Annotated in this window: 9 protein-coding genes and 2 pseudogenes; 7 read left to right on the forward strand and 4 right to left on the reverse strand. The window is 64.4% G+C overall.

All coding sequences use genetic code 11. The features are described from left to right. Positions 1-82 precede the first annotated feature (82 nt). Entirely contained in the window at positions 83-2,839 is a 2,757-nt protein-coding gene (locus ACFPN9_RS11350; protein ID WP_377816968.1) for a Tn3 family transposase, read from the forward strand. A gap of 59 nt (positions 2,840-2,898) precedes the next feature. On the opposite strand, the gene ACFPN9_RS11355 is transcribed toward ACFPN9_RS11350, so the two are convergent. Then, positions 2,899-4,545 (reverse strand): type IV secretory system conjugative DNA transfer family protein, encoded by a 1,647-nt coding sequence (locus tag ACFPN9_RS11355; protein WP_068204245.1) that lies wholly within the window; start codon positions 4,543-4,545, stop codon positions 2,899-2,901. Next, positions 4,545-4,874: a mobilization protein gene (locus tag ACFPN9_RS11360; RefSeq protein ID WP_067254275.1), complete on the reverse strand. Its 330-nt coding sequence runs from the start codon at positions 4,872-4,874 to the stop codon at positions 4,545-4,547. The genes ACFPN9_RS11355 and ACFPN9_RS11360 overlap by 1 nt, the downstream gene beginning before the upstream one ends. A 269-nt stretch (positions 4,875-5,143) precedes the next feature. Here ACFPN9_RS11360 and traA point away from each other — a divergent pair, with 269 nt between their 5' ends. Together traA and ACFPN9_RS11370 are read left to right on the forward strand one after the other, a co-directional pair. Then, positions 5,144-8,302, forward strand: coding sequence for a Ti-type conjugative transfer relaxase TraA (gene traA / locus ACFPN9_RS11365; protein WP_067254272.1), 3,159 nt, complete (start codon positions 5,144-5,146; stop codon positions 8,300-8,302). Between the two features lie 2 nt (positions 8,303-8,304). Beyond that, positions 8,305-8,760, forward strand: a complete 456-nt coding sequence (locus tag ACFPN9_RS11370) for a DUF6118 family protein (protein WP_068072164.1) — start codon at positions 8,305-8,307, stop codon at positions 8,758-8,760. A 140-nt stretch (positions 8,761-8,900) separates the two neighbouring features. Here the strand turns inward: ACFPN9_RS11370 and ACFPN9_RS11375 are convergent, their stop codons facing one another. Then, on the reverse strand, positions 8,901-9,266 hold the full coding sequence (locus ACFPN9_RS11375) for a hypothetical protein (protein ID WP_156449924.1): 366 nt from the start codon (positions 9,264-9,266) through the stop codon (positions 8,901-8,903). Between the two features lie 370 nt (positions 9,267-9,636). Between ACFPN9_RS11375 and ACFPN9_RS11380 the strand changes: the two genes are divergently transcribed. Then, complete coding sequence (locus ACFPN9_RS11380; RefSeq protein ID WP_377816973.1) at positions 9,637-9,987, forward strand: MgtC/SapB family protein; 351 nt, start codon at positions 9,637-9,639, stop codon at positions 9,985-9,987. Here the strand turns inward: ACFPN9_RS11380 and ACFPN9_RS11385 are convergent. Next, positions 9,923-10,237, reverse strand: a pseudogene (locus ACFPN9_RS11385) (integrase core domain-containing protein); the annotation flags it as partial. The gene ACFPN9_RS11380 and the pseudogene ACFPN9_RS11385 sit on opposite strands and share 65 nt — an antisense overlap. Before the next feature lie 41 nt (positions 10,238-10,278). Between ACFPN9_RS11385 and ACFPN9_RS11390 the strand changes: the two are divergent. The 3 genes and pseudogenes from ACFPN9_RS11390 (at position 10,279) to ACFPN9_RS11400 (ending at position 11,484) form a co-directional block, all read left to right on the forward strand. Next, positions 10,279-10,410, forward strand: coding sequence for a type II toxin-antitoxin system Phd/YefM family antitoxin (locus tag ACFPN9_RS11390; RefSeq protein ID WP_348626293.1), 132 nt, complete (start codon positions 10,279-10,281; stop codon positions 10,408-10,410). A gap of 270 nt (positions 10,411-10,680) precedes the next feature. Continuing rightward, positions 10,681-10,911: a hypothetical protein gene (locus ACFPN9_RS11395; RefSeq protein ID WP_197432847.1), complete on the forward strand. Its 231-nt coding sequence runs from the start codon at positions 10,681-10,683 to the stop codon at positions 10,909-10,911. 69 nt (positions 10,912-10,980) lie between these two features. Beyond that, positions 10,981-11,484, forward strand: a pseudogene (locus tag ACFPN9_RS11400) (Ros/MucR family transcriptional regulator). Positions 11,485-11,580: the final 96 nt, after the last annotated feature.

Raw genomic sequence — 11,580 nt, forward strand, 5'->3', positions numbered from 1 at the left:
AGTTTGCCCCGCGATCACGGTGAGCGGAAATCATGTGTTTCCCGTCACCTGCAAAATGCCCTTAGCGTGTATTAATGTAGAAATGACCACAGAGCCCCATCAGCTCGGGCTCTCGGCGGCAGCCTTTCGCGATTATAGCCGTCGCACCCAGATCCGGCTCGATCACGCGGGCGAACTCTTCGGCTATCTCGGCTTGCGCCCCTTCATCCGTGCCGATGTGCCGCTCGCTCTCGATCTCGCCGCCGCAGCCGCGTGGTCGACCGACAAGGGCGAACCGATCGCTCACGGGATTGTCGAAGGTCTGCGTTCCGCCAAAATCATCCTTCCCGCCCCCGACACGATCGAACGAGCCGGATTGGCCGGGCGGGCTCGCGCTCGACGGAAAGCCGCGGAAGCTCTCGTTGCTCCATTGGCGCCCGAGCAACTCGGCCGCCTCGATGCTCTGCTGGTCAACGATGCCGCGCTGAACTCGACCCGGTTTGCCTGGCTGCGCGACATCCCGGAGTCGCCCTCGACGACGAACATCAACGACCTTCTGGATCGCTTGCCTTCGTGCGCGGCATCGGCATCTCCGCCGATGACGTCATGTCCGCGGTTCACGAGCACCGCTTCCGGCAGTTCGTGCGCGAAGGCGCGGTGGCGCCGGCGTTCCTGCTCTCCGCTCTCCGACTACTCCGCAAACCGACGCCGGGCGACCCTCATTGCGAGCCTGATCGACCTCGAGATGCGACTGGCGGATGCCGCGATCGACATGTTCGACAAGCTCGTCGGATCCCTCTTCAGCCGCGCCCGGCGCGGTCAGGAACGGCGCTACCAGGCAACGACCCGTGACGTCGGCCAGCTCATGCGCCTGTTTGGCCGCACGATCGCGGCGTTGTCGGAAGCGCGCGAGGGCGATACCGACGCTCTCGCCGTGATCGACGAGACGGTCGGCTGGCATCGGCTCCTCGCCGCCAAGCCCCAGATCGATGCGCTGGCCGAACTGGCCGACGAAGACATGCTGGCGGCCGCGACCGAACGTTACGGCACGATCCGCCGTTTCGCGCCGGCGTTCCTCGAGGCGTTCGCTTTCCGCGCCGCTGGAGGCGGAGCTTCCCTCCTGCGGGCGGTCGAGATTTTGCGCGAGCTCAACCGGCGTGGCCGGCGCGATGTGCCGGACGATGCGCCGCTGCCGTTCAAAAACAGGCAATGGAAGCGGCTCGTGCGCCAGGGTAACGGCCGGATCGACCGCCGGCTCTATGAGACCGCCGTGCTCTCGACGCTGCGCGACCGGCTGCGGGCAGGCGACGTCTGGATCGAGTGCTCGCGGAACTATCGGCGCTTCGACGCTTATCTGCTCTCGAAGCGGGCAGCGGTCGAAATCGCCACCGGATTACCGATCGGTGTTGCCGCGGACGCCTACATTGCAAGTCGCGCCCGCGTTTTGGATTGGCGATTGAAGCGCTTCTCTGCGCTGCTGCGGCAGGACAAGCTGGAAGGCGTGTCGATGGTGCGCGGCAAGCTGAAGGTGAAGCCGCTGCCGCCGGCGACGCCACCCGAGGCCGACATGCTCGACCGCAAGCTCGACGCGCTCTTGCCACGCGTGCGCATCACCGATCTGCTGCGCGAGGTTGCGGCTCGGACGGGGTTCCTGTCGGCTTTCCGCGATCTGCGCAGCGGCAAGATCCACGACAACCCGAACGCCGTGCTCGCCACTGTCCTGGCCGACGGCACCAATCTTGGCCTCGAGCGCATGGCGAACGCCAGCCAAGGCGTCAGCTACGCCCAGCTCGCCTGGACCCACAACTGGTATCTTTCGGAAGAAAACTATCGCGCCGCGCTCGCCATGATCGTCGATGCTCATCACCGGCTGCCATTCGCGCGTCACTGGGGCGACGGCACGGCCTCTTCCTCCGACGGGCAGTTCTTCCGGGCTGGCCGCGAGCGCGCGGGCGCGGCCGAAGTGAACGCCAAGTATGGCGGCGAGCCGGGGGTGAAGATCTACACCCACCTCTCCGACCACTTCGCTTCGTTCCATTCCCGCGTCATCTCGGCGACGGCCGGCGAAGCGCCCTATGTCTTGGACGGCCTGCTGCTGCATGGCAGCGCATTGGCCCCGCAAGTGCATTACACCGACACCGGCGGCGCGACGGACCACGTCTTCGCGCTGTGCCACCTGCTCGGTTTGCGGTTCGTGCCGCGGCTTCGTGATCTCGCCGATCGCCGGCTCGGCACGATCGAGCCGGCTTCAGGATACAAGGGCCTGGAAGCTCTGATCGGGCGACCGATCCGCACCGAGGTCATCTCCGAGAACTGGGACGACATCGTCCGCCTCGCCGCATCGATCAAGGCCGGCGCGGTGGCGCCTTCGACTATGCTGAAGAAGCTTGGAGCTTATAAGCGTCAGAACCGCCTGGACTTCGCGCTCGGCGAGATCGGGCGCATCGAGCGCACGCTGTTCACGCTCGACTGGCTGGAACATCCGTCGCAGCGTCGGGTGTGCCAGGCCGGACTGAACAAGGGCGAGGCCCGCCACGCCCTGGCGCAGGCCGTCTATGCCCATCGCCAGGGTCGCTTCTCGGACCGAACCCTGGAGAACCAGGCCCATCGGGCCTCGGGGCTGAACCTCGTCATCGCCGCGATCGCCTACTGGAACACCCTGTATCTCGAACGCGCCGTCGATCATCTGCGCAGCCGAGGCGAAGCCGTCTCCGAAGCCTTGCTCACCCATGTCTCTCCGATGGGCTGGGCTCATGTCGGCCTGACAGGCGACTACCTGTGGGAACGGCCCGACGACATCGCCCCGAACACCTATCGTTCGCTCAACGATCCGACAGCGCGGCTGCGGCAGGCAGCATGAGCCATGTTCATGCTTCGTCCAGCTTAGCGCGGTTTAGCGTACAAACCTTGAGGTGCCCCCTAGTAGCGAAGTTTTCCGGCGATGATAGGCCGCTGGTTGGCGATGAACAGCATCTGGGCTGTTGGGTGCATGTTGCGAACCTCGTCGAGTGTCATGAGCGGGCGGGCGACGTGCTGCTCGCCATAGGAGATTCCCGTCTTTTCGGAATCGAGCGCGCGGCTCATGGTTTTGAAGACGACGGTCTCCTGGCCGGTGAGGTCGGAGACGAGGCGGGCGCTGTCGTGATCGTTGACGCCAAAGACCTGGAGGACGCCGGCGTTGGAGAGGAATGTGCCCGCGCGGCGGCCGTAGGTGGCGCGGAGCTGGTGGATGTCCTGGAGGATGGGCCAGAGCTGGACGCCATAGCCTGCCATGAGACCCATGGCGCGCTCGACGGGCGCGAGGTTGCCCAGCGCGGCGAACTCGTCGAGCAGATAAAGCACTGGCTCTGTCGGCCCGTTAGACGCGGCCTGTGCGCCTGCCGGGGCAGGGGAGGGGGCGCGCGCCATATCTGACAGGCTGCGCGTCACCATGAGGCGCAGCCAGCGCGAATAGGTCCCGAGCCGATCAGGAGGAAGAACCAGGAACACGGTCGCGGTGCGGCGCTTGAGATCGGCGAAGGAAAAGTCGCTCCGCTCCAGGACGGCCGTCATGCGCGGCGAATCCAGAAAGTGCGTATGGCGCTGCGCGGCCGAGAGCACGCCGGCGGCCTCGCGATCTGACTTGCCAAGATGACGATTGGCTGCGCGCGCGACCAGGCCGCCGGCCGCCGATGACGCCTGCATGCGCTTGAGCAGGGCGGTGAATGCTTCGGGCGCGAGCGTGAGACATTCGCGCAGCGTCGCGAGGTTGCGCCGCTCACGCGGCTCGTCGGCGCCGATCGCGAGGATGACGCCGCCGATCAAGGCCTTCGCTTCCTCGTTCCAGTGCGCCTCGCCGGCTTCGCCTGGCGCGTCGAAGACGAGCGCGTCGGCCAGGGTCGCGGCTTCCTCGGCGACATCGATGCCGTCGGGATCGAGATGCTGCAGCGGATTGAAGGCGGCCGACGCGATGCCGGTGACACCGAACGGATCCAGCACATGGACCTTGCCGAAGCGGTCGCGAGCTCGCGCCGTCACTTTGGCGTTCTCGCCCTTGGGGTCGATGCAGATCACCGAGCGATCGACGGTGAGGAGGTTTGGAATGATCGTGCCGACGCCCTTGCCGGTACGGGTCGGCGCCATCGTGAGAAGATGGGCCGGGCCGTCATAGCGCATCAGCTTCCCGGTCGCGGGATCGCGGCCGATCAGCAGCCCGGATCTGCCACGCGTCAGCGCGGAGACCTCGTTGTCGTAGGCGAAGCGGGCCGAGCCATGGGTGGCGTCGTCATCGGCCATCCCGAAATGCTCCACCATCGGCTTCATCACGAAGCGCGCCAGCGTCATCAGTCCGAGCAGGCAGGCGAGCAGATTGCCGGCGAGATGGAGCGAGGTGCCGGCCATGCCGATCGCGTCCATGGCGAGATGGACGGCAAACAGCAAGGCGACCGTGACGATGCCGGCGATCGCCCCGACCTTTGCGACATAGTGGATCGCGGCGACGGGCCCGAACACGGCGCAGCCAAGCGCCCACAATGGATCGCGCCAGGCGGCGCGCAGCATGTTCACGAAAGCGATTTTTGCCACCATCAGGCACGCTCAGCCGCAGCGGCCGGATCGCCGGAGGCCTGAGATGCAACGGCCGCCTTCTCAGCCGTGGACAGCTCGATCAGGTCGGGGAAGAGCGTGCGGTCACCGTCGCGGGTGAGGAAGCCGGGCAGCTCGCGCTTCAGCCATGCCCGCAGCCGATCGACGAACTCGGCATCCTTGCTGGTCTCCAGTCGCTGCAGGACCAGCGCCCCGAGCAGCACCTTGCGCCTTGTGTCCTTGGCGCGCTCCTGGCGGCCGAGCCTCGCCTGCAGGGTTTTGCGCTGGGCATCGAGCTGGGCCAGCCGCTCCTCGATTGATCGTCTCGCCATTAGGCGTCTCCGTCATCGTGAGCGCCCGGTTCTAACGGCGTGGGCAGCGCCAGCCAACCCCTGGGCGAAACATTGGAACGGTTCGAGCCAAGCCAAGCCAGTGCGCCCCGACATGCCAATCCCATCGCCGATCATCCTAGCACAAAGCGTGCCGCGAGCGGACCACGCGAAGCGTCAGGAGCGTAGCGGGTGGTGCTTTAAGTGCGCACTTACGAGTTGTTGCACAACTAAGCGCCTGATAGGGTAGTTGCGAACCAGGGTTTCGCGAATTGGCGATCTACCATCTCAGCATCAAGCCGATCAGCCGTGGCATGGGCCGCAGCGCGGTCGCGGCAGCGGCGTATCGCGCCGGGGAACGGCTGACGAACGATCGCGACGGCGTCACGCATGATTTTACCCGGCGGGGCGGGGTGGAGCATTCCGAGATCGTCTTGTCGCGTGGGTCGGATGCAGAATGGGCGAAGGATCGGGCGACATTGTGGAATGCGGCCGAGGCGGCCGAGGGGCGTAAGGATGCTCGGGTGGCCCGGGAGTTCGAGATCGCTTTGCCGCATGAGCTGAATGCGGATGAGCGACTGGAGGCGACGAGGTCGTTCGCGCAGGGCTTGGCCGATCGCTATGGGACGGCGGTCGATGTCGCGATCCATTCTCCGCATGGCGAGACGGATGTGCGCAATCATCATGCCCATCTGTTGATGACGGTGCGGGCTGTCGGGTCCGAGGGGTTTTTGGACAAGACCTCGATCGAGCGGGAGAACAAGTGGCTGTTGTCGCAGGGGCTGCCGACCTCGTCGATGCAAATGCGCGAGATCCGCCAATCCTGGGAGCAGGTCGCCAATGAGCGGTTGGCGGCGGCAGGCTTGGACGTGCGGGTCGATCATCGCTCGCATCAGGAGCGCGGGCTGGAGATCGAGCCGACCGAGCATGTGGGGGTGTTCGCCACCCAGATGGAGCGGCGTGGGGTCGAGGTCTCCCGGACCCGGCTCGACGGGGATGCGGCGCGGCGCAATGCCGATCTGATCGCCGAGAAGCCGGAACAGGTTCTGACGCTGATCACCGGCGAGAAGAGCGTGTTCGATCGGCATGATGTCGCAAAAGCCCTGCATCGTTCGATCGACGGCGCGGACGCGTTTCAGGATGCGTTCGCGAAGGTGATGTCGTCGGATGCTCTGGTCGAGCTTCAGGCGGAGCGGGTCGATCAGAACGGCGAGATCACGCTGGCGCGATACTCAACGAAGGAGATGGTGACGCTCGAGCGCGGCATGGCGGAGGGAGCCGTGCGGATGAGCGAGGCGTGCAGGCATGGTGTCGATGGCACTCATGTCGATGCGGCCTTGGCCGAGCAGGATGGTGCGATCCGGCGTGGGGTTGCGGCCGATACCGCCTGGCAGGTGGCGCGCGGGACTTTGTCGGAATCCGATCGGGATCGGGCGCTCGATTCCGCAGGCCTGAGCGGCGAGCAGCGTCGGGCGGTGGAACATGTCACCGGCGGCGAGCAGATCGCGGTCGTGGTCGGATTGGCGGGCGCCGGCAAGAGCACGATGTTGGCTGCTGCGCGCGACGCCTGGGAGCGGCAGGGCTATGCGGTTCATGGTGCGGCCTTGTCGGGCAAGGCAGCCGAGGGCTTGGAGGAGGCGTCAGGAGTCGGCTCGCGGACGCTGGCGTCGTGGGAGCATGGCTGGAAAGCTGGACGCGGCGAGCTTGGGCCCAAGGACGTCATGGTGATCGACGAGGCCGGCATGGTCGGATCGCGTCAGCTCGCGCGCTTTGTCGCCGAGACAGAGCGCACAGGCGCAAAACTCGTCATGGTCGGGGACCAGGAGCAATTGCAGGCGATCGGGGCGGGCGCGCCGTTCCGCGCCATCGCGGAGCGGGTCGGGTTTGCCGAGCTGCAGGACATCCGCCGGCAGCGCGAGGACTGGCAGCGGAAGGCGTCCGGCAATCTTGCGCGGCACAGAACGAGCGAGGGGCTCTCTGCCTACGCCGAGCGCGGCGACGTCCGGTTCAGCGAGACGCGCGACGCGGCGCGGGCTGCGATCGTCGCCGACTACATGGCGGACGCTGCCGAGCGGTCGGAGGGCTCGCGCGTCGCAATGGCGCATCGGCGGGTCGATGTTCGGGCGCTCAATGCCGATATCCGTGCGGCGCGGCAGGATGCCGGCGAACTGGCGCGCGGGGAGGGGGATCAGGGGCAGCTTGGCCGCGAGCACGTGTTCCAGACCAATGACGGCAAGCGGTCCTTCGCACCCGGCGATCGGGTCGTGTTCCTCGAGAACAATCGCGAGCTTGGCGTGAAGAACGGCATGCTCGGGACCGTGGTGTCCGTCGAGCCGGACCGGATCACGGCCCGACCCGACGGACTCGCGCGCGCCGGGGGAGAACAACGCACGGTGTCGTGGGCGACGAGCGACTATGCCGCGTTCGATCACGGCTACGCAACCACGATCCACAAGACGCAAGGCGCCACCGTCGATCGCGCCTTCGTCATGGCGTCGGGCACGATGGACCGGCATCTCACCTATGTCTCGATGACGCGCCATCGCGATCAGGCGACGCTGTATGCCGGCAAGGACGAGTTCAAGGACGGGATGGGGTCGCTTGCGGCGCGGCTCGGCCGCGACGGGTCGAAAGAAACCACGCTCGATTATGCGCAGGGGTTTGCCGAGCGGCGGGGGATCGCCGAGCGGTTCGGGGTGAAAAGCGACATCGAGGTTGAGCGCGGCAACGATGGGCAGGCGCGGCAGCGACTCGGCAGCGAGGGATCGCGGGACGAGGTCGGGCGCAATCCCGGGATCGGGGATCGAGCTGCCGATCGGCGTGGTGATGGTGGCCCGCAGGGGCGCGTCGCCGGCGGAGAGGGTGTCAAGAGCGCTGCCACGGCTGCGGAGACGCCGGCGGCCGGGCGCAGCATGTTCGCCGGGCTCAAACTTGGGGCAGGGCGGGGCAGGCCGCAGGAGCGTGATGGCGCGTTGTCGGGGCGGAAGGGCGGCGGGAGCCCGGCCGCGCCTGCGTCAGGCTCCGCTGCGGCTCGCGTAAAGGTTCTGGCCGCCGTCGAGGCCTATGCGAAAGCCTATCAGGATGCGGCTCGAATGAAGACGGCCGATCTGCCAGTGCTTCAGCATCAGAAGCTGGCGCTGCGGACAGCCGGCGCCGCCATGGAAAAGGCCCGGCCGGGATCAACGCAGGAGATGGCCTCAGTGCTGAAACATGAGAGCCTGAGCCAGCGGGCGATGGCCGAACTGAGCGGACCAGCGCGCGCCGCGCAGCTCGTGGCCGGTATGGATCGCGAGCGTCAGCGGCAGGTGCAGCGTGAAACGGCTCAGCAGGGCATGGTGCGTGCGGACACGAAGCCGGGGCGGAACGAGGCAGCGCGTGAGTCGGATGCCGAGAAGCACGTCCGCGAGCGTGACAAAGGCATGGAGCGGTGAGCGTGACGAGCGACGACGGAAGTGAGCGCGGCGAGAGTGATGCGGCGCTGGCCTTCGCTGCGCTTCAGGCGCAAGTTGCGAGCTTGCGCCAGGCTGTCGAGGCGCTGCCGGCTATCGTCGAAGGGGCGACGCGAGTGACCGACTACACGCCGACGCTGGGCGCGGTCGTCAAGGTGCTGACCCAGGTTGAGGCTCGAATCGTCGCGATCCAGGATCATCCGGCAATGAAGATGACGCCTGAGCAGCATGGCCGGGCGATGGGGCGGGCCGGGGCCGAAGCGTTCGCCGAGGCCGCGCGGGTGATGCGGGATGAGGCCGATGCGCTGAAACGCGAGCGGATGCACCTAGCGGGAATCGTCGATGGGGCGGTAACGCGGCAGGTTCAGAGGCGGCGACAGTTATGGTTTGGCGTGTCTGGACTTGTGGCCGGATCAATAGTGGTGCTGTTGATTAAATGAATTCGTTCCTCTCAAGGCTTGCATTGGCTGTGTCGGGTTGGGGCGGCGCTCCTTGACCAAGCGCCACCCCGCGCCGCAGCAACTGCAGGGGAGCGATTGCTGTAGCCAAGCTACGGTACGTGTTTTTATAAGAAAGTCATTCATTTTGTCATCTGTGCCCTTAATTCTTTGAAAAGAGCAAAAGACGCATCGCTAAAGTCCGAATTTCGGTTTTTGTCACACCAACTTTTTAGGTAAGCCATCTGACTTTGGACTGGGAAATTTTGGGGAAGCAAGTCAAGACCGTCATCTACACCAACAGGAGCTCGGACTAACGCGCCGTTCATGAATCCTTGCGCCCAAGCGAAGTACTGTTTCTCGGAAACGTCATTCCCCTGAGTATCGCTAATAAATTTGTCGCATCTTGATACGCCAAGCCCTACAATCTTTACATTTTGGGCAATTGTCGCGCTTGAAAATAAGATCGCATTCACGGTGATGGCGCAGATGGCATATGGTAACTTCATAGCTAGATCCTTTGATGATTGATAGCGTCGGACGTTTTGCGAATTCGATGAGGCGTGCCCCTTGATAAGTCAACAGGCTCGGCGGTGCTCGATTGACGGAATCGAAATTGGCACGGCGGCCGTCACTCGCTTCACCACATTGTATCAAGAGGTTGATCCAGAAAGGTCGATCGATGCAATATGCATCTTTGAGGGTGCGATGAGACATGATCAAGTTCATCTTCGCGTCGATCGGTGGTTGATGCGAAGACCGTAGATCGTGACGATCGCGCAGTTTGCGGCAAGACAACCGTGTTCATCTTCCCCTGGCCTGTGCTAACCCAAGACAACCGCACCAGCTGCTCGATCTGATTGCCAGGCAGGGCGTTAAATGAAATTCGCCGCACTCAATTTTTGGGAGATCGCGTCCCATCTCGTTGATCTCGCCTTGGCTTACCTGATCGCACTACCGATCGGGTGGGATCGCGAGCACGAGGAACGCAGCGCCGGGATCCGTACCTTTCCGCTTGTCGCTATGGCAAGCTGCGGCTTCGTTCTGATTGCACTCGGCGTGCTTGGCAAGGGCTCGATCGGACAGGCCCGAATCCTCGAGGGGCTGATCACCGGTGTCGGCTTCATCGGAGGTGGAGCTGACGTTGCCCCGTATTTGCCCTCGTTCATAACTGGACTCTGTTCTCGATGTGGTCCGTCCTGGACCGGGTTGCAAACTCGTTGGGGGTAAGGCCGCCAAGGCTCGTGTGCGGCCGGTGGGCATTGTAGTCCATCCTCCATTCTTCGATCAGCCGGCGAGCGGTCGGCAGGTTGCGGAACATGTGCTCGTTGAGACATTCGTCCCGGAAGCGACCATTCAGGCTCTCGACGAACCCGTTCTGCATCGGCTTGCCTGGCGCGATGTAGTGCCACTCGACCTCGCTATCCTCCTGCCATTGCAGGATTGCCCGCGATGTCAGCTCGGTCCCGGTGTCGGTGAGCGCTGGCGGCTCCAGGATGCCAAGGTGCGGTTCAGCGGGTCGTGAAGCGCGCGCGAAAGCATGGGCCGGAGCGCGTGACGCTGCATGGCAAGGATGCGGTCTCGATCGTTTCAGCTGAATCCTATGACCGTGATCGACAGCGCCATACCGGGCGTCGCTTGGTCGAGGTGTGAACGGTTTTCTGCTGGACACCAACGTGCTGTCGGAACTGCGGAAGCCGCGGCCCGATCAGGCGGTCGCCGACTTTATGTCGGCCCAGCCGAAACAGACTTAATTCGTGTCAGAGGTGACCTTCGCCGAGATCCGCTATGGGATCGAGCAGGCTCCCGATACAGAGCGCCGCGCGGTGGTTTCCGGCTGGCTGGCGCAAACCCTTCGTCCTTTGTTCGCCGGTCGCACGTTTCCACTTACCGAGGACGTGATCCTGCGCTGGCGGATCTTAAATGCTGGTCGCCGGCGCGGGCATAATTTCGGGCAGCTCGACTTTTTCATCGCCCCCCGCCGCTGTCGCCAACCTGATCGTGGTCAGCGGCGACGAGACGCATTTTGTGGCAGCCGGTGTGCCCATTCTCAAACCCTGGGCGTGTCGACACACGGCCGGGTCGGGTCAGGAGAAGCCGGTCGGAGACATAGCAGCGGCTGATTTTCTATCGCAACTGACGAGGATCGGCTAGCGATGAGCGAGCCAGATCGAAATCGCGGCTCGACTAGGCCAGCGTTCCTTCTATTGCCGAGGAATTCCGATGTCTGACAACAATGAAGAGCTGATTGCGCTGACGGCGTCGATCGTGTCGGCCTATGTGAAGCGCAATAATTTGCCGACAGCCGACCTGCCGCGCCTTATCGCGAGCACCCATGTCGCGCTCGCCAGCTTGGCGGGTCCGCCTTCGCCCGTTGCTGCGGAATCGCTGATTCCTGCCGTGCCGATCCGCCGATCGGTGACGCCCAATGCCGTCATCCGTCTGGAGGATGGCAGGGCGTCAAATCCCTGAAGCGGCACCTGAGCGCGAGCTACGGTCTGACGCCCGACCAGTATCGCGCAAAATGGAATTTGCCTGCTGATTATCTGATGGTCGCTCCGAACTACGCGGAGCGCTCGCTCCGCTTTGGCAAAGATCATAGGGCTAGGTCGTAAGGGAGCCGCAAACGCACGAGCGGGGGCAAGCCCTGGAGATAGAGCGTGTCGATCGCATCCGACAGACCAATCGAACATCAGTTTGGCTTGGCTGACGTTGCTTTTAGTGTAAGCGTCGTCCTCAGGCCACATCCCTGAGAGCGGCCTGAGCCGGATATTCCCAGGGCAGCAGTTCGTCGATGCGGCTATTGGGATGGCCGTTGACGAT

The organism is Allobosea massiliensis (assembly GCF_042655245.1).
Classification (GTDB): Bacteria; Pseudomonadota; Alphaproteobacteria; order Rhizobiales; family Beijerinckiaceae; genus Allobosea; species Allobosea massiliensis.

Bases quoted from the DNA above. Each gene is read 5' to 3' on its own strand.
- ACFPN9_RS11350 (WP_377816968.1), top strand. From the start codon at position 83: ATGACCACAGAGCCCCATCAGCTCGGGCTCTCGGCGGCAGCCTTTCGC.
- ACFPN9_RS11355 (WP_068204245.1), bottom strand. From the start codon at position 4,545: ATGGTGGCAAAAATCGCTTTCGTGAACATGCTGCGCGCCGCCTGGCGC.
- ACFPN9_RS11360 (WP_067254275.1), bottom strand. From the start codon at position 4,874: ATGGCGAGACGATCAATCGAGGAGCGGCTGGCCCAGCTCGATGCCCAG.
- ACFPN9_RS11375 (WP_156449924.1), bottom strand. From the start codon at position 9,266: ATGAAGTTACCATATGCCATCTGCGCCATCACCGTGAATGCGATCTTA.
- ACFPN9_RS11380 (WP_377816973.1), top strand. From the start codon at position 9,637: ATGAAATTCGCCGCACTCAATTTTTGGGAGATCGCGTCCCATCTCGTT.
- ACFPN9_RS11395 (WP_197432847.1), top strand. From the start codon at position 10,681: ATGCTGGTCGCCGGCGCGGGCATAATTTCGGGCAGCTCGACTTTTTCA.